Origin of the sequence: Marinitoga lauensis, assembly GCF_004135675.1 — a bacterium.
In the GTDB taxonomy this organism is placed as follows: Bacteria; Thermotogota; Thermotogae; order Petrotogales; family Petrotogaceae; genus Marinitoga; species Marinitoga lauensis.
The window spans coordinates 259,376-276,450 of record NZ_QHLX01000005.1 but is presented as its reverse complement, the minus strand read 5'-3'; the positions used below and the strand labels follow the sequence as shown (position 1 = coordinate 276,450).

At 26.4% G+C, this 17,075-nt stretch carries 26 protein-coding genes, 1 tRNA gene and 4 pseudogenes; 11 read left to right on the top strand and 20 right to left on the bottom strand.

Features of this window, described 5'->3' with window-relative positions:
- Both DJ007_RS19330 and DJ007_RS19325 read right to left on the bottom strand, forming a co-directional pair.
- Positions 1-366: a type 2 periplasmic-binding domain-containing protein gene (locus tag DJ007_RS19330; RefSeq protein ID WP_206076317.1), complete on the bottom strand. Its 366-nt coding sequence runs from the start codon at positions 364-366 to the stop codon at positions 1-3.
- Positions 345-776 (bottom strand): transporter substrate-binding domain-containing protein, encoded by a 432-nt coding sequence (locus DJ007_RS19325; RefSeq protein WP_206076316.1) that lies wholly within the window; start codon positions 774-776, stop codon positions 345-347. The genes DJ007_RS19330 and DJ007_RS19325 overlap by 22 nt, the downstream gene beginning before the upstream one ends.
- A 342-nt stretch (positions 777-1,118) precedes the next feature.
- Here DJ007_RS19325 and DJ007_RS10505 point away from each other — a divergent pair, with 342 nt between their 5' ends.
- On the top strand, positions 1,119-1,628 hold the full coding sequence (locus DJ007_RS10505; RefSeq protein ID WP_129409506.1) for a ferritin: 510 nt from the start codon (positions 1,119-1,121) through the stop codon (positions 1,626-1,628).
- A gap of 36 nt (positions 1,629-1,664) precedes the next feature.
- Here DJ007_RS10505 and DJ007_RS20375 read toward each other — a convergent pair whose 3' ends face one another.
- From DJ007_RS20375 to DJ007_RS10465, 9 genes and pseudogenes are all read right to left on the bottom strand, one after another.
- The gene (locus DJ007_RS20375) at positions 1,665-1,853 is read right to left on the bottom strand and encodes a family 1 glycosylhydrolase (RefSeq protein WP_497006735.1); all 189 of its coding nucleotides are present in this window, start codon (positions 1,851-1,853) and stop codon (positions 1,665-1,667) included.
- A 47-nt stretch (positions 1,854-1,900) separates the two neighbouring features.
- Positions 1,901-2,386: a hypothetical protein gene (locus tag DJ007_RS10495; protein ID WP_129409505.1), complete on the bottom strand. Its 486-nt coding sequence runs from the start codon at positions 2,384-2,386 to the stop codon at positions 1,901-1,903.
- Positions 2,362-2,799, bottom strand: coding sequence for a family 1 glycosylhydrolase (locus tag DJ007_RS10490; RefSeq protein ID WP_129409504.1), 438 nt, complete (start codon positions 2,797-2,799; stop codon positions 2,362-2,364). Before DJ007_RS10490 ends, DJ007_RS10495 begins: the two co-directional genes overlap by 25 nt.
- Before the next feature lie 12 nt (positions 2,800-2,811).
- A complete protein-coding gene (locus DJ007_RS10485) occupies positions 2,812-3,267 on the bottom strand; it encodes a secondary thiamine-phosphate synthase enzyme YjbQ (RefSeq protein ID WP_129409503.1) in 456 nt (151 codons plus the stop codon).
- A 143-nt stretch (positions 3,268-3,410) separates the two neighbouring features.
- Positions 3,411-4,337: a YqeG family HAD IIIA-type phosphatase gene (locus DJ007_RS10480; RefSeq protein ID WP_240739502.1), complete on the bottom strand. Its 927-nt coding sequence runs from the start codon at positions 4,335-4,337 to the stop codon at positions 3,411-3,413.
- Positions 4,312-4,557, bottom strand: a complete 246-nt coding sequence (locus DJ007_RS10475; protein ID WP_129409502.1) for a DUF4911 domain-containing protein — start codon at positions 4,555-4,557, stop codon at positions 4,312-4,314. The genes DJ007_RS10480 and DJ007_RS10475 overlap by 26 nt, the downstream gene beginning before the upstream one ends.
- A 69-nt stretch (positions 4,558-4,626) precedes the next feature.
- Positions 4,627-5,130, bottom strand: a pseudogene (locus tag DJ007_RS20850) (PhoH family protein).
- A gap of 151 nt (positions 5,131-5,281) precedes the next feature.
- Positions 5,282-5,902 (bottom strand): PIN domain-containing protein, encoded by a 621-nt coding sequence (locus tag DJ007_RS20845; RefSeq protein ID WP_165974119.1) that lies wholly within the window; start codon positions 5,900-5,902, stop codon positions 5,282-5,284.
- A 1-nt stretch (position 5,903) separates the two neighbouring features.
- Positions 5,904-6,470 carry a 3'-5' exonuclease gene (locus DJ007_RS10465; protein ID WP_129409501.1) on the bottom strand — a complete coding sequence of 189 codons (567 nt, stop codon included), beginning with the start codon at positions 6,468-6,470 and terminating at the stop codon, positions 5,904-5,906.
- A gap of 182 nt (positions 6,471-6,652) precedes the next feature.
- Between DJ007_RS10465 and DJ007_RS17980 the strand changes: the two genes are divergently transcribed.
- The 10 genes and pseudogenes from DJ007_RS17980 (at position 6,653) to DJ007_RS10425 (ending at position 11,113) form a co-directional block, all read left to right on the top strand.
- On the top strand, positions 6,653-6,877 hold the full coding sequence (locus DJ007_RS17980) for a 30S ribosomal protein S6 (protein ID WP_240739501.1): 225 nt from the start codon (positions 6,653-6,655) through the stop codon (positions 6,875-6,877).
- Positions 6,844-7,035, top strand: coding sequence for a hypothetical protein (locus DJ007_RS17975; protein WP_240739500.1), 192 nt, complete (start codon positions 6,844-6,846; stop codon positions 7,033-7,035). Before DJ007_RS17980 ends, DJ007_RS17975 begins: the two co-directional genes overlap by 34 nt.
- Before the next feature lie 153 nt (positions 7,036-7,188).
- Positions 7,189-7,551 (top strand): annotated as a pseudogene (locus tag DJ007_RS10455) (single-stranded DNA-binding protein); the annotation flags it as partial.
- Positions 7,552-7,563: 12 nt separating this feature from the next.
- Complete coding sequence (rpsR, locus tag DJ007_RS10450; RefSeq protein ID WP_047265092.1) at positions 7,564-7,791, top strand: 30S ribosomal protein S18; 228 nt, start codon at positions 7,564-7,566, stop codon at positions 7,789-7,791.
- A 123-nt stretch (positions 7,792-7,914) separates the two neighbouring features.
- Positions 7,915-8,363 (top strand): annotated as a pseudogene (gene rplI / locus DJ007_RS17965) (50S ribosomal protein L9).
- Between the two features lie 3 nt (positions 8,364-8,366).
- Complete coding sequence (locus tag DJ007_RS17960) at positions 8,367-8,603, top strand: MBL fold metallo-hydrolase (RefSeq protein WP_240739497.1); 237 nt, start codon at positions 8,367-8,369, stop codon at positions 8,601-8,603.
- A gap of 59 nt (positions 8,604-8,662) precedes the next feature.
- The gene (locus DJ007_RS10440; RefSeq protein ID WP_240739496.1) at positions 8,663-9,208 is read left to right on the top strand and encodes an MBL fold metallo-hydrolase; all 546 of its coding nucleotides are present in this window, start codon (positions 8,663-8,665) and stop codon (positions 9,206-9,208) included.
- Positions 9,209-9,236: 28 nt separating this feature from the next.
- A complete protein-coding gene (locus tag DJ007_RS10435; protein ID WP_165974118.1) occupies positions 9,237-9,614 on the top strand; it encodes an NfeD family protein in 378 nt (125 codons plus the stop codon).
- Between the two features lie 53 nt (positions 9,615-9,667).
- Positions 9,668-10,596: pseudogene (locus DJ007_RS10430) on the top strand (SPFH domain-containing protein).
- Between the two features lie 4 nt (positions 10,597-10,600).
- Positions 10,601-11,113 carry a hypothetical protein gene (locus tag DJ007_RS10425; protein WP_129409499.1) on the top strand — a complete coding sequence of 171 codons (513 nt, stop codon included), beginning with the start codon at positions 10,601-10,603 and terminating at the stop codon, positions 11,111-11,113.
- A 27-nt stretch (positions 11,114-11,140) separates the two neighbouring features.
- Here DJ007_RS10425 and DJ007_RS10420 read toward each other — a convergent pair whose 3' ends face one another.
- The 9 genes from DJ007_RS10420 to DJ007_RS10395 all read right to left on the bottom strand — a co-directional run bounded on the left by DJ007_RS10420 (position 11,141) and on the right by DJ007_RS10395 (position 16,864).
- Positions 11,141-12,280 carry a glycosyltransferase family 2 protein gene (locus DJ007_RS10420; protein WP_129409498.1) on the bottom strand — a complete coding sequence of 380 codons (1,140 nt, stop codon included), beginning with the start codon at positions 12,278-12,280 and terminating at the stop codon, positions 11,141-11,143.
- Positions 12,281-12,301: 21 nt separating this feature from the next.
- Positions 12,302-12,376, bottom strand: a tRNA-Val gene (locus DJ007_RS10415).
- 27 nt (positions 12,377-12,403) lie between these two features.
- Complete coding sequence (locus DJ007_RS17955) at positions 12,404-12,991, bottom strand: glycosyltransferase (RefSeq protein ID WP_276318754.1); 588 nt, start codon at positions 12,989-12,991, stop codon at positions 12,404-12,406.
- 8 nt (positions 12,992-12,999) lie between these two features.
- Positions 13,000-13,257: a glycosyltransferase gene (locus tag DJ007_RS19315; RefSeq protein ID WP_276318740.1), complete on the bottom strand. Its 258-nt coding sequence runs from the start codon at positions 13,255-13,257 to the stop codon at positions 13,000-13,002.
- Entirely contained in the window at positions 13,242-13,481 is a 240-nt protein-coding gene (locus tag DJ007_RS19310) for a glycosyltransferase (protein ID WP_276318739.1), read from the bottom strand. Before DJ007_RS19310 ends, DJ007_RS19315 begins: the two co-directional genes overlap by 16 nt.
- 141 nt (positions 13,482-13,622) lie before the next feature.
- Complete coding sequence (locus DJ007_RS10405) at positions 13,623-14,591, bottom strand: lysylphosphatidylglycerol synthase transmembrane domain-containing protein (protein ID WP_165974117.1); 969 nt, start codon at positions 14,589-14,591, stop codon at positions 13,623-13,625.
- Between the two features lie 129 nt (positions 14,592-14,720).
- Positions 14,721-15,008 carry a glycosyltransferase gene (locus tag DJ007_RS16160; RefSeq protein ID WP_206076315.1) on the bottom strand — a complete coding sequence of 96 codons (288 nt, stop codon included), beginning with the start codon at positions 15,006-15,008 and terminating at the stop codon, positions 14,721-14,723.
- Entirely contained in the window at positions 14,969-15,577 is a 609-nt protein-coding gene (locus tag DJ007_RS16155; protein WP_206076314.1) for a glycosyltransferase family 4 protein, read from the bottom strand. Before DJ007_RS16155 ends, DJ007_RS16160 begins: the two co-directional genes overlap by 40 nt.
- 9 nt (positions 15,578-15,586) lie before the next feature.
- A complete protein-coding gene (locus tag DJ007_RS10395; RefSeq protein WP_165974116.1) occupies positions 15,587-16,864 on the bottom strand; it encodes a cyclic nucleotide-binding domain-containing protein in 1,278 nt (425 codons plus the stop codon).
- Positions 16,865-17,075 lie beyond the last annotated feature (211 nt).

Here is a 17,075-nt window from a genome sequence, read left to right as displayed (position 1 = left end):
TTATTCACCCCAATCGTAGTCTACCATCCATTTTTGTTTTAATTCATCTAAAGTTCCATCAGTTTTTTTACATTCTATAAAAGTATTTAGCCATAATAATAAATCAATATTTTCTTTTTTTACTGCTATACCTAACTTTTCTTTATTTAACAATTTGCCAATAGTTTTTATTGAACTATATTTTTTAGAAATTGAACCATAATATAATTCATCAAAAATCAGAACATCGGCTTTTTTAGTTATTATTTGATAAGCAGCTGCATCAACAGTTTCAAAGGTTAATATTTGAGATTCTGGGAAAAATTTTCTTGCCGCAAATTCTCCTGTTGTTCCTAATTGAACAGCTATTTTTGCTTTTTTACCCATTTTTTGAGTTCATCTTCTGTTATTCCATTAGGATATTTTTGTGTATTATAAAAAATCGTTTGACCTGTTTCATAATATGATGTTGTAAAATTAACTTTTAATGCCCTTTCAGGCGTTATTGTCATACCAGCTAATACAAAATCAAATTTATCTGCTAATAGTGCTGGAATAATACCATCCCAATTTGTAATAACAAACTTGACTTTAACTCCAAGTACTTCCGCCATCATTTTTGCCAAATCAATTTCATATCCAATTCTTTCTCCCTTTGTATTCACACCATAAAATGGTGCATAAGCAGGATCTTGACCAACCAATAAAACACCGCGTTTCTGAATTTCCTCAATTTTTCCACCAAAAATTGCAATAGAAAAAATAACCATACTCAATACAACCAATAACTTTTTCATAATATCTACCTCCTTGAAATAATTTCTTTAATAATAAAAAAGGCCACACCAGATTATGGTGTGGCCTCTGATTTCCCTTGAGTATGACAACTCAAGGTGTCAGCCTGAGGCCACACCTTGAGTGATGTCTTAATATTATATTTGAATTAATATTATTAATATTATTTGAATAATTTTTATTCATAATATCTCCTCCTAAAATTTTCTTTATTATAACATAATTTTTCTTTTGAGTCAATAGGGCTAAATTTATTAATTTATATGTAATTAAATTGTAATTTTGCTTTTGCTGCGAAAAAATGTTATAATTACAATACAGAAAAAATTACAGGAGGGGATACAATGATTTCTAAAACCATGGAAAATGCATTAAACAAACAAATAAATGAAGAATTGTTTTCTGCTTATTTATATTTATCAATGGCTGCCTATTTTGAAGAAATTGGTTTAAAAGGCTTTTCAAATTGGATGAGAGTTCAATATGAAGAAGAAACATTTCATGCAATGAAAATCTATGACTATTTATTATCAAGAGGAGGAAAAGTTGTTCTTCAAGCTATTAAAGAACCTCAAAAGAATTGGGAATCACCATTAGATGTATTTAAAGCTACACTTAAACATGAACAACATATAACAAAATGCATAAATGATTTAATCGATATTGCAGAAAAGGAACACGATAGAGCTACATTTAATTTCTTGCAATGGTATATTGATGAACAAGTTGAAGAAGAAGCTAATGATGAAGAAATTATACGCAAACTAGAATTAATAAAAGATAATCCAAATGCTTTATTTATGTTAGATAGAGAATTGGCATCGAGAGTATTTAATAAGCCAACATTAAAGTAGTTAGTAAAAAAGCTAAGCCTTAAATGGCTTAGCTTTTTATTGTGTATATTTTTCTAAATATGGAGGAATTCCATTATTGGAAATTATATTTGAATAAATTTTACCGCTGGATCTAATATGGAATTTTATATTTTCATAGTCATATTCATATAATCCATATTTAGCAGAAAAGCCATTTTCCCATTCAAACAGATCGAATATAGTTTTATGATGAAAACCAAAAATTTTAACATGCTTTCTTAATGCATCATATATATTTGTTAATACTTTTATTAAAATGTCGATCTATATATATCATTTTCATCTGCAATGCCTGTAGATAATATTAATATAGGCTTATCATATACTTTTAGTTTTAATAAATTTCTTAGTATTTCGTCAGGATCAATGTTTTTACCTATATCATCCTTTTGAATAGGTTTTCCTTTATTAAAGTTATTATCTCCATCATAACTAATAGAAAGAAAATCAATATATTTCAATATATTATTTTTCCTATATTCTATTTCTTCATATGCTATATTTTTTGCTAGTGAAATTTTTGAATATTTGTTTTCTTTTTTTATCATTAAATAAATTTGCTTATGCAAATTATAAACATTATTTATAAAAATTTCTTTTTTCTCAATATTCCTACTATAAAAAGGAAAGCTTTTTTCTTCCAATGTTTTTTTTATAACTTTACCTGGTTCAAAAAACGTTATATAATAATCCACAATGTTACCTATATATTTTAACAATAATTCAATATATTCCAAAAAAACTTAAAATTTTCTTCTTTACTAAAACCACCTTTTTCTTCAAACCATATTGGTAATGTATAATAATTTAAAATCAATATGGGTTCTATACCTTCCTTTTTTAAATTAAGAATAAAATTTTTATAACTTTCCAACTTTTTATAATTAACAAATCCCATTTCTGGAATTATTTTGGACCATTCCAATGAAAAAGACAAAGAATTATAGCCTATTTCTTTTGAAAGTTTAAATATTTCATTAAATAAATTTTTATTAATATTATTCAAAATATTCAAACCAGTGCCATCTTTTATATGACCTTTTTCCTGCCAAATATCCCAATTGGTTTTATTATTCATTTTTTCAATTTGATAAGAAGAAAATGTACTTCCCCACATAAAACCTTTTGGAAAAGAAATATTTTTTTCCATCTATATCCCCATTTATTCATTTGTTATACCAAAAGCTTTCAGAATAACTCTCTTATTTCTCTGACCATCAAATTCAGCATAAAATATTTCTTGCCATGGACCTAAATCCAAATCACCATCCGTTATTGGCACCATTATTTGATGATGCATAATAAGATTTTTTAAATGTGCATGTCCATTTATTTCACCTGTTCTATGATGTTTATATGGATAATTTTGTGGAGCTAGCTTTTCTAACCATTCTTTTATATCTTCTATTAGTCCTGATTCATAGTCATTAATATATACAGCCGCTGTTAAATGCATAGCTGAAACCATTACATAACCATCAATAATTCTAGATTCTTTAACAAACTCTCTTATCTTTTCAGTGATATGGATTATTTCAATAGATTTTTCAGTATTAAACCATAAATACTTCGTAACACTTTTTACTTTATTCCCAATAACTTCCTTATCTAACGACATTTTCTCCCCCTAAAATTTAGGTTTTTCTCTCATCGTTTTTATACTAATTTTTTCAAAAAATCTTAAAATTTTTGTAAAAAATCTTTCTTTATTTGATAAGGGTTTTACTTTTATTGTATAAAACCCAATTCTATTTCCTGCAATTATATCAGTAAAAAGTTGATCCCTATTAACGCTATATGAGTTGGTTCAATTCCTAATTCTTTAATTCTCTTTCTTATTCTAAATGCAAAAGGTTTTAATGAATATCCCATTACTTTAACATTATATTTTGCTAATTGCTTTTTTATTCCATCAAATCTATATTCTTTACCGTTTGAGGCAATCATAATCTTGAAATCTTTTGATATTTTTTCAAATAAATTCATTATTTCTTCAGGTAATTCTTTAGAACGCCATGTTGTTAAAGTATTATCAAAATCAAATATCAATAATTGATAATGTTTATTTTTTAGCTTTTTATAGTCTATATCAAAAACAGAATCAGCAAATTCATTTGGAACAGCCAAATCCATTACTCTAAACAACCACCCTAAAGTATAAAAAAAAACAAAATAAATTAACTTAGAAATAAAAGCAGTAAATTTTTTATATGCTGAATCAATTTCATATGTATAAGGATTAACCAATATTGTATATAACCCATTCTTATTACCAACCAAAATATCAGTAAAAAATAAATCTCCAATCAATACTGTTTTACCTGGTTGAGAATCCAAATCTTCTAATACTTTTTTTAATTTTTTAGAAAAGGGTTTTTTCATTCGCCAATAAATTTTTACTTTTCCAAAGGTTTTTTCTTCAACATTTTTTATTCTTTTTTTAGGCCCATTAGAAACAACTGCTAATTTAAATCCTAAATTATGTAATTCATTAAAAAGAAACAGAGTTTTTTCATCTATCTGTTGTTTCCATGGCGCTAAAGTAAAATCATAATCGAATAGAATTGTAGTAAAACCTAACTTTTTAAGTTTTGTATAATCAACATCAAAAATTGTTGAATGATGTTCATAAGGTATAGGTATATATTTATAAAAATTCTTTTTAGACTTTTCCGTCGTTGGGTTCAACCCTTACAACCTCCAAATCTGTCATTTCTTTTAATGAATTTATTAATTTCAATGATTCGTTTAATGTATCTTTAGGGCATATTATCTTCATTAAATTATTTTCAATGACATTTCTTACATTCATTAAATTATCAACTGATTCCAATAAATACGTGACGAGATGAATATCTTCTCTTTTTACCTTTACATATACATCATACTCTAACACTTCTTGCTGCATTAAATCACCCTTTCACAAATTCTTTTTATATATCAAAACATATTTTACATTAGATTTCTTAAAAGTTTTTTACAAAAGTTCTGCAGCTTTAGTAGCTAATTCTGACCTTTCACCTTTTAATAAATAAATATGAGCAGCTAAATCAGAATCTTTAAATTTCGAAGAAACATAGGTTAAACCATTTGAAGAAAAACCTAAATATGGATTATCTATTTGAAAAGGGTCTCCTGTCAATATTATCTTAGTATTTTCTCCTACTCTTGTTATTATAGTTTTTATTTCATGAGGAGTCAAATTTTGTGCCTCATCTATTATCATATATTGTTCTGGTATTGATCTTCCTCTAATGTATGACAATACTTCTATTTCCAATATATCTTTTTTTCAAGGTATTCATTTGGTTTTTACCTTTTCCTGAAATAAAAATTCAAGATTGTCATAAATTGGTTGTAACCATGGCTTCATTTTTTCAGCAATAGAACCAGGAAGAAACCCTATATCTTTTCCAACCGGAACCACAGGTTTAGATACCAATAACTTCTTATATTTTTTTTCATCAAGAACTTTATACAAGCCAATTGCAAGAGCCAATAATGTTTTTCCTGTACCAGCACTTCCACAAGTGTAACAAGAGGAATTTCATCATTAAGCAAAGCATCAAAAGCAAATATTTGTTCTCTATTTCTTGGATTAATACCAAAAACTTCTGTAAAATATGATACATTTAATTTAACCAATGATTTTTCTTTTTTGAATATCTATAATAATTACCCTCATTTAAATCAAAATAAGTATTTGGAGATGGTTCCTCCTCAAAATCTAACAAATTATAATTTATCTTATCTTTTTCTATTAGCTTCTTATCTACTTTCATGTCTATAAATCCCGGAAAATAATTTTCATATTCTACTCTGTCGGTTAAATAATCCTGCGCTATAATTCCTACTGCCTCTGCTTTTATTCTTAAATTCAAATCTTTTGTAACCAAAAATGTAGGAATATTGCTTTCTTTTTTTAATTCTATTGCATATAATAAAATCCAATCATCCATTTTTCTCCCCAAATATTGCGGAATATGAATACCATTTTTTTCCAGCGTTGATATTTTCAAAATACCTCCATTTTCTAATTTTATTCCTTCTCTCAAACTTCCCTGTTTTCTTAAATTATCTAAAATCCTATTTACTTCACGAGCTGCAGCACCTGTTCTTTCACCTCTTGTTTTTAAATTATCTATTTCTTCAAGTACAGGAAATGGAATAATTACATTGTTATCCTGAAAATTAAACATAGCTTTTGGATCATGAATTAATACATTAGTATCAAGAACAAAATTTTTTACCATACTATCCCCTCCATTTTTTTATAAAATCACCCAAATTTTTTAGTCCAAATTTTTTTATAAATATTAAAAACAATTTAGCCGTCATTAAAGCATCTTCATAAGCTCTATGTGATCTCCCTACATAAATATTAAATTTTTTGGAAAGAGATTCTAGCGAATATGGACCTCTATCTAAAAGAACTTTTGCTATTTCCAGAGTATCTATATAATAATTTTCTACAGGTAATGTTCCACTTTCTTTAGCAGCAACATCTAAAAATAACATATCCATTTTTGCATTGTGAGAAACAAGTATTGTATTCGCAATATATTCCTTAAACTTTGGAAAAATTTCATTCATTGTAGGTGCATTTTCTATATCTTTATTGTTTAATTTATGAAACTGAGAACCTTCAACTGGAATCCTTATTTTTGGATTAATTAATGTATGAAATTCAAACTTTCTTTTTATTTTTCCATTGAATATGGGAATTGCAGCAATCTCAATAATTCTATCTCCAAAATCTGGTTTTAAACCTGTTGTTTCTAAATCAAAAGATACAAACACCTGTGTTTCAAGATTATGCATTATTAATACCTCCTATAATAAGTATAGCATAATTTTTTTTAACTTGCAATTTCAGTTTCAAAAAGTTATTAATTTGAATAACATTAGGTTAAATATTTCAAAATATAATTTTTTTTGGTATAATATATCGGTAAAAAATCCGCTCTTATAAAAGGGCCAAAATCGTCCGAGGAGGTGTGGTAATGAAAAGGATTTATGAAGTAATGTTTATCGTTTCTCCAGAGTTATCTGAAGAAGCTAGAAACAACGAAGTAGAAAAGGTAAAAAGTTGGGTTGAAGAAAAAGTTGAAGGAGAAATCCAACACTGGGAAAGATGGGGCATGAGAAAATTAGCCTACAGAACCCATCAAGGTTATACCGAAGGTGATTACACATGGGTATTTTTAAAGCAGAACCTGATAAAGTAAACGAGTTAGATGGACTTTTTAGAATTAACAGTCAAAATACTTTCAGATGGCAAGTATTTAGAAGAGAAGATTTAGAAAAAGCTGAAAAAAACAAAGAAAAAAAAGCCGCTGAAAATCAAGAAGTTGTTGTTGAAGAACCTGTAAATTCTGAAGAATGATAGGGATGAAACTATGAGTTATTCATTTAATAGAGTTATTTTAGTGGGAAGACTTACCCGCGACCCCGAGGTTAGAATGACTACTTCAGGGATAAAGTAGCTAATTTTACGTTAGCTGTAGACAGACCAAACTGGAATAATGATTATAATGGTCAAAAAACTGATTTTATTAGAATTGTTGTGTTTGGTAAAAAAGCCGAATTTGCTGAGAATTATTTGAAAAAAGGTGTTTTAATTCTCGTAGAAGGTGCTTTAAGAATAAATAGTTGGAGAGATCAAAATAATAACTATAAAGAAAGAGCAGAAGTTTCTGCATCAAGTATTCAGTTTATGGAATCAAAAGCAAGTAGAGATGCTTATATAACTGATAATTTTGAAAACAACTCTCAAATTGAAGTTGTTGAACCGAATATCGATGAAGTATCAGATGATTTAGACGATTTTTCTAATGATGATTTTCCGCAATTTTTCCCAATTGATGATGATGCGGAAGATGATACTCCACCAAATTTTTAGGAGGTGAATATTATGGCATTTAACAGAAGACCAAGAAGAGTTAAAAAATGTAAATTATGTTCAATGAAAGTTGAATATATTGATTATAAAAATACAGATTTATTAAAGGATTTCATTAATGAAAAAGGTAAAATTATTCCAAAAAGATTAAACGGTAATTGCTCCAAACATCAAAGAATGGTTAAAACAGCTATTAAAAGAGCTAGACAGATGGCTTTATTACCTTTCATAAACGATTAATCAAAAGGAGGCTTTGCCTCCTTTTTTTATATATCGATGTTTTAAAATTTATACGTTAAATTTTTAAAGTAATTATGGTATACTTAGTATATAAAATAAAAGTATTTTATGGAGGTTGAAAATATGAAAGTTATGTTATTGAAAGATGTTGCTAAAGTTGGTAAAAAAGGAGAAATTGTTAAAGTTTCTGATGGATACGGAAGAAATTATTTAATACCAAGAGGATTAGCTATTGAAGCTAAAGAAGGAGAAATCAAACATGTAAAAAAATTCAGGAAGTAAAAAATGAAGTTAAACAAAAAAGGAAAGAAAAAAATGAAAAACTTTTAAAAAAATTACAGGAAAGAATTTATAAAATAAAGATCAAATCTGGTGCAAATGGTAAATTATTTGGTTCTATCACAGCAAATGATATTGCTAAATTAATAAAAGAATCCACAAATATAGATTTTGATAAAAGATGGTTTGCAGAAAAAGTTAGTATTAAAGAAATTGGTTTATATACTTTAAAAGTCAAATTACCTGAAGGAGTCAAAGGAGAAATTAAGTTAAAAGTTGAACCTTTAGAATAATGGATGGTGAATATTTTGGAATTTATAATTCGTTCAAAAGCATTATATACAACATGGATATATTATAAACCAGATAGATTATTATTTGATATAGGGGAAGGAATTAGCGCATCTCTGGGAAATAAGATTTATAGTATAGAAAAAATTTTTATTTCACATTCTCACGTTGATCATATTGCTGGATTATGGGGATTTATTAATACTCGAAATAACGCGATGGGAGTCGTGAAAAAAATTTAGAAATATATTATCCTAAAGGCTCAAAAAATATAGAAGAGTATTTGAACTTCATTAAAGGTATGAATAAATATTTAAGATTCAAACTAATTACCCGTGGAATTGAACACGAAGATATTGTTCCATTAAAAAACAACAGATTTTTAAAAGCATTTAAAACACGCCATACTCCTGGTGAAAAATCATTGGGATTTCAAATTCTTGAAAAAAGAAAGAAATTAAAAAATATATATAGTGATTTATCTGGAGAAGAAATCAAAAACCTTATTTCAGAAATAGGCAAAGAAAATGTAATTGAAGAATATATAAAAAAAATCATTACTATCAGTGGTGATTCTTTACCAGTATCTCCTGATATTATAGAAGATTCTGATACTTTAATTCATGAATGCACTTTTATAAAAGAATCTGACAGAAAATTAAGAAATCACACTTCTTTAAATGAAATAAAAAAATTATTAAAGTCTGTACATCCTAAAAGAGTTATTTTATATCATATTTCCAGTAGATACAATAGATTAATCAACAAAGTTAAAAGGGAATTGAATGAAAATTTTAGCGATATAGATTTTCACATTGTCCATCCTGAAGAGATTTCTATTATTTAGATAAATGAGAGGGGGATATTATGCTGGAATGGCAATTTTGGATAATATTGGGGATTATCTTTATAATTCTCGAAATTATTACACCAACTTTTTTCTTTTTTGGTTTGGATTAAGTGCATTTATAACTTCAATTTTAGGAATATTCATCACTAATAAAATTATTACATCTATTGTTTTTATTATTTTATCTACTATTTTCTGGCTATTTTCAAGAAAAATTGTAAAAAAATGGTTAAAACCTGTTCAAAACAAAAATTTTCATCTTGATGAATTAATCGGAAAAGTTGGTATTGCTCTTACAGATTTTGATAAAGAAAATCCCGGAATAGTAAAAGTATTTAGTGAAGAATGGAGAGCATATTCAGAAAATGAAAAAATAAAAAAAGGGACAAAGTTGTTATTTTAAAAAGAACTTCGAATACTTTAATTGTAAAAAAACAACTTTAAGGAGGGGATATTATGTATTTATTGGGTATTATAACGCTATTTATACTTATTTTAGCTGCTACAAGTTTAAAAATTATTAGACCTTATGAAAAAGGATTAATCGAAAGATTGGGAAAATTTCATAGAGAAGCGCAACCGGGATTGCAATTTATTGTTCCTTTTTTGGATAGAATGATAAAAGTCGATATGAGAGAGCGTGTAATTGATGTTCCACCACAGGAAGTTATCACCAAAGATAATGTTATTGTTACTGTAGATGCTGTAATTTATTATGAAGTAACAGAAGCTTTTAGAGTTATATATAATGTAAGTAATTTTGAAGTTGCTGCTATAAAATTAGCTCAAACTAATTTAAGGAACGTTATTGGTGAATTGGAATTAGATCAGACTTTAACCTCAAGAGAAATGATAAATACCAGATTAAGAGAAGTATTAGATGAAGCTACTGATAAATGGGGAGTTAAAGTTACAAGAGTTGAAATTAAAAAAATTGATCCTCCAAATGATATTATGGAAGCTATGAGTAAACAAATGAAAGCTGAAAGAATGAAAAGAGCGGCTATTTTAGAAGCTGAAGGATACAAACAGGCAGCTATATTAAGAGCAGAAGGTGATAAAAGATCTGCAATTTTAAAAGCAGAAGGTCAAGCAGAATCCGTTAAAAGAGTTGCTGAAGCACAAAATATAAATATGAAGTTGAAGCAGAGGGACAGGCACACGCTATTATAAATGTATTTAATGCTATTCATGAAGGAAAACCTACTACAGATCTTTTAAGAGTAAAATACTTAGAAGCCTTAAAAGAAATGGCAAATGGGAAAGCCTCAAAACTGTTTATACCTTATGATGTTATCGGTGTTCTTGGTTCGGTAGCTACTTTATTTGAAGCAAATTCTGTGAAAAAAGATATGATGAGTGAAGAAAAAGGGAAGGAGAAATAAATCAATGTTCTATTTTTGGTATCTTATTTTTGAATGCTTTATAGCTTCTTTTCTGGCATTTTTTATTGCACAATATTATATAATTACAAATAAAAGATTTCCATATATTTTTGAATTAATGAATATCTATAATTTTATAACTATAATTTTAATAATAAAAATGTTCAGTGCTGACTATGTAAAGATTACTAATTTCCTATTATTTATCTCTTTAATATTATTTTATGTACGATCCTATCTAACTGCTAAGGATAAATTTGATAGCAGATTCAGATCCATGATTCTTTCATTTGGTTACACAAGAGAATCTTATTTTTATAAATTCTTAATGAAAAGGATTTTAGTTAGAGGTTTAGAAGGTTTTTCATTTTCAATTGCATTAATCTTACTTGTAAATAAAATTCCATTCTGGATTAGTTTAAAAAATAATTTAAATGAATTTTTTTATATTATCTTATTCTTAATTGGTGCTGGAATAGTAAAATCCACAAATTTCGGGAAAATATCAAGAGTATAAATATAAGCGACCTTAATTCTGGGTCGCTTATATTTTTTCTCTTTGAACCTTATACCACTTTTTTTCTTTTCTATTTAAATCAAAAAATGCATTTAACAGCACTATATACTCGAAAACTATCATTAATGGAGTCGTTATGAAGATATTAATTATAAGCTTATATAATTTACCTGTCTTTACTGTTGTTAACAATGCTGAACCAATACTTAATCCCCATACGATACTAAAAAAGTTTTTTAGCAAAAAGAACCCAACACGTAAATTTTTAAATAAAATAATAACTGAAATAATTGGAAAGGTCATCAGGATAAGAAGCAATAAATTAATAAAAAAAATATCAAAATTTTTATATTTCAATGCTTTCACTAATTCCTCAATTCCCCCGGTATACCATCTTTTATGCTGATAAAAAAGATCTTTAAAATTAGAAACATATTGTATTTTTGTTTTAGGCGAAACAATAAATATTTGATTAATTTTTTTTAGATTTAATTTTATAGCCATGTGTACATCATCTACTAATGTCGCATTATCTAATGGCAAAACAACTTTTAATATATTTTTTCTAATAAATACTCCGTTACCCATAAAAACTGCTTTTGAAAAAATATTAGAATATAAAATATTTCTACTAAATTCAAAGTATATTTCTTGATAATCAAAAATTATTTTTTCTTTATAATTGTATGCTTCAAAATCTATGTAGATTATGTTTATATTTGAGTTATAAAAATATTTGATATGTTCTTCTAAAAAATCTTCATCTATCAATGTATCAGCATCTAAAAATAGCACTATATCTCCTGTAATATGTTCAAATGCTTCGTTAATAGATTGAGATTTTCCTTTTTCACCTTTCTTTTTCACGATTTTAATATTAGTATATATATTTTTTAATTCTTTTAATATGTCATATGTTCTATCAGTTGAATTATCATCAATAATTATTATTTCAAAATTTTTATAACTATTTTTCTCTATACTCTCTATACTTTTCTTAATAACATTCTCTTCGTTATAAACAGGTATAATAATCGAAATTTTTAAATTTGACTTAGAAATTTTTTTTATATCTTTTTTACTTATAAAAGTTCTATAAAGGTTGAGATATTTCCCCAACAATTGAAATATCATTGAAAATACAATAGAAAAAAGTAAAATATACATTATCTCTCTCCTTATAAAAAATGGTGGGTGCTGCAGGGATCGAACCTGCGACCTCTTCCGCGTCAAGGAAGCGCTCTCCCACTGAGCTAAGCACCCACTACCTGCAATATTTTATCATAAATTCTATTTTTTGTCAATATTTAAAAGACTCTTATAAACATTAAGTATTTTGTTTACTGAAACCTCTATAGAATAATTTTCTTTCACAAAATCAATTGCATTTTTTGATAACTTTTCATATAACTTTTTATCCCTCAAAACTTTTATAATTTCATGTGCAAAATCATCTTCATTTAATTCTTCTAGCATAATTCCACCAGCATTTTCATGATTCAATAAATCATACACTCCCATTTTTCCCAACGCTACTACTGGAGTACCCGCAGCCATTGCTTCCAATACCACTAATCCCTGAGTTTCCGTATAAGATGCAAAAATAAATAAATCCGCTTGTTTATATGCATCTAAAACTTTATTCCTTGGTTGCCCACCTGTAAATATAACTTTATCATGTAGATTCATTTCAACAACTAACTCTTCCAATTTATTTCTTTCTACACCATCTCCAACAATAATTAATTTAATATTTTTCTCATCATATGAAACTTTATGAAAAACTTTTATTAAGAAATCGATATTTTTTTCAGGTCCAAGTCTTCCCACAAATAACAAAATTTTTTCTTCTGGAAGAATATCATATTCTTCTTTTATATTCCATTCTATTTTTTGTTAAATTTCTCAGTATCAATACCTGTAGGTATAACCACTACATGCTCGTCTGGAACACCATAACTTACTAAAAGCTCTTTTATATTTTGTGTTGGAGAAATCACTTTATCCAGTTTCAAACACCAATTTTTTATTATTCTTTGTGTTTGTTTTAACGTCGGCCTTATAATTAAAGGTAAGTAATTTCTATAATATTCATACATTGTATGATGAGTCCCAACATGCTTAATTTTCAATAATTTAGACATAAATTCAGCAAATATCCCATAGAAAATGGATCTTGAGAATGAATTATATCAAGACCTAAATCTCTTATTTTAAAAATATCCGTTGAAATCGGTAACGCTATCCTTTGTTCTTTTTCAAATAAAAATTTAATTGCTGGAAATTCAAAAACATTTTTCTCATTTCTCTTGTAATCTTTAGAATATTTAGGTACAAATAAATATACATTATGCCCTAATTTTTCCATTTCTTCTTTATATAACTTAACTGCTGTAGAAACCCCATTTTTTGAGGAAAATATACGTCAGAAAATATTCCTATATTCAATACAATCTCTCCTTTTCAATAATTATTATTCTATACTTTTAAAAAAGTTTTTACGACAAATCTAAGCATCACACCAAAAAAATTTGCATATAATATGTTGCAAACCTCCACCCAATGACAGATAAAAAACACCATTTTGAATTTTAAGTATCGCTGAAAATATAAGTTGATAAGAAGCCTCTATTGTTCCACTTGCTCCTGGAGTTGGTATATAATAAACCACCATGTTTAATAACATCATTACTCCAAAAACTATAAGGAAATTATCAAAAGTATTATCTAAATTAGCATATCTTGTAAACAAGAAAAAAAGCGAAAAAGCCTGTAAAGACAAAACTACAAGATTTAATAATATATCTAAAATCATTATATGAAATTTTTCATTCCAGAGAAAGGTTATACTTTCTTTCAAATTTTTGGACCATTCCAGATATTTGTTTTTTAATTTTTGAATTCTTTTAAATTTAAAAAAATCTAAAATTTTTATTACTATATCAGAATTTATAAAAACTAATAATATTAAAATTGTTATTGTCGAAGATACTATTAGTCCCATATTTATTAAAGCAGATTCTATTGTTGTTCCATATAGTGAGTGTATAACTTTTTTATAAGAAAAAAAAGCTATGATTAAATTAAGCATCATCGCTGTAATGAAACGTGAAACAACTATATTTGTAGAATGTTCTGTACTTAACCCATGTTTATTTAAATGATAAATTTGATAAGGTTGTCCTCCTGCTGCAAAAGGAGTAATTGAAGAAAAAAATAAACCCATAACATTATTATAAAATAAATTAAAAAATCGTATTTTTTTACCAAATTGTTTAATAATGATTAAATATCTTAGAGAATCAACTATATATCCCATAAAATATATAAAAAACACACTAATAATATCATAAACGTTAATTTTCTTTATTTCTCTTAAAAAACTGGTCTTGTAAAATTTTTCTATAAATAAAATAACAAGCAATCCTATAACAATTGAAGAAATAAGCCCTATTATATTATTATATTTCTTTTTCATAAATCTCACCATATATATTTTTTAATTTAATTCCAATATTTTTTAAATCTCTTTCTTCGGCTATTTTTCTGCCATTTTCTACCATTTTTTTTACATCGACTTTATTATTTATAATCAGATCAATATTTTTTATAAATCTTCTATTGTCTGAGATTTTAAACAATTTTCTTTATGAGATAACCAGTTTTTATAGACTGGTATATTTCTTATTATTAAAGGTGTTTTTGATGACAATGCTTCTAATACAACAATCCCTTCATTTTCTTCATAACTTGGAAACAAAAAAATATTTGCTTCACAAAATGCTGAAATTAGCATTTCATCAGATACAAAACCTGGAAATTTTAAATTTGATAATTTATGATTTAATATTTTTTTTATTTTTTCGGAATGATGTTTAATTTTGCACCTAACCAAACAAAGTCATATTGTGGCAATCTTTTTGCTAAATTATAAAAATCTATAATTCCTTTCCTTTCAAATGGTAATCCAACAGATAATATTAATGGTTTAGTTATATTAAAAGTTTGTCTAAACAATTTTTTTATATTTTTATCACAATTAAATTTATTTGTATCAACACCATTTGAAACCACTTTTATTTCATTATTAATCCCATAAGACAGTACTACATTTTTTGTATATTCGGAAGGTGAAATCAACATATCTGCTTTAGAATACATTCTAATTAATCTTCTTTTTATAAAAGGTGCTAAATGATTACTTAAAAGGAAACTGTTTTTAAAATCTTCATATGTTGTGTGAGTGTGAACTATAACCTTTTTGCCTTTTTTCTTTGAACTAATTAATATTTTCTCGCTTAAAACACCTATTGTATTAATATGTGCTATATCATAATAATCACCTGGATTTAAAGTATAATCAACACCAGCTAATTCCAACGCCCTCATTTGATGTTCTAATGCTTTTCCCACACCAGATTTTTTAAATAAGCTTTTCCCTTCAGAAAATAGTAATACTTTCATTTTTACCTCCTACATAAATTTTAATGTCCCATCTGCTCTTAATGTCGCTATATTTGATTTAAATAAGTAATCTATTAATTCACTATCTTTTTTATCATTCATTCTAAATAATTCTTTTATTTCCTCTATCTTCAATTGTGATTGATTCAAAATATTTTTACCATATTTTTTTATCATAAAGTTTAATTTTTCCTCAAAAGATAATGGCGAATGCCAGTATCGCTCAAAATCAAGTCTTTTTATCAAATTTTTTACAATTTTCAGCCCAAATGTCGGATTGCTAATTACTAACTCATCTAAATTACTTTTTTCTATTTTTATCACTTGCAAAGGTGTAGACGTAAAAACAGTCGCTGTTCTTCGGATTTCTTTAAAGCAAGCTATTTCTCCAACCACTTCTTCATTTGATAAAATAGCAAGTAATCTTTCACCAGATTCGTCGAATTGCGAAACTCTTACATTTCCGGTCAATATCATAAAAGCCCAATCTCCTTCTTCGCCTTCATAAAATAAAACAGTATTTGATGGTATTAAATATCCACTCTTTAAATAAGTCACAAGAGGTTTGGATAATGGAGTATTTGTTATAACACTTTCAAAAACCATGAATGAAAGGAGTTCTTTAACAAATGGATACTTTTCTTTTAATGTCTTTTCAAGATAATATTTTTTATCTGGAGAAATTAAAATCATACATAAGTACTTCCAAATTTCTATTTCAGCCTGAAAGTATATATCAAAATTGGTGTATTGAATTTTTTTAAATTCATTCAATGATTCCTTTATTTTTCCTTTATTAAATAACCATCTGGCTTTGGTATAAAGTCTAAAATGCTCATCTTCAATATGATAAAAAAGTTTTCTTCTACTTATTTTTAAATATTTTTTAGACAATTCCTCTTTTGTAAGATTTTTATCTTTTATATTTTCTTTATTATTTTTATCTTTTTTCAGCGAACCGTATATTTTCTTATTTAAAGCTATTATTTTAAGGATATATTTCTTTATCAAATGAATAATCAAATTGGAATTTGAGAGTAAAAATTTTTCTGCCAATTCATTTTCAATTAAAACAATCCTACTATTTTCTATAATTCTTATTGATTCAAAAGATTTAGTATTAGGAACTATCATTTCAGCACCAAATATTCCTTTACTTTCAATTGATGAATAATTGCAGAAATTAGAGAAAGTTTCTACTTTTCCCTCTTTTAGTAATATTAATTCTTTAATATATTCTCCCTCATTTACTAATATTCTATCAGGTGCATATAAAATTTCTCTCACAAAAATCACTTCCATTTACATATAGTCATTTAAAATAAAGCGTTCCATCTGGTCGCAACGTTGCTATTTTATTTTCAACGAGTTCTGCAAAAAAATCATTTATATCTTCTTTAATACAGAATAAATTCAAAAATTGTTTTGGAGTTAACCGTAAGCGATTTAATCTTTCAATAGAATATTTTTCATTAACAGAGAAGCTTTTGAAATCAAA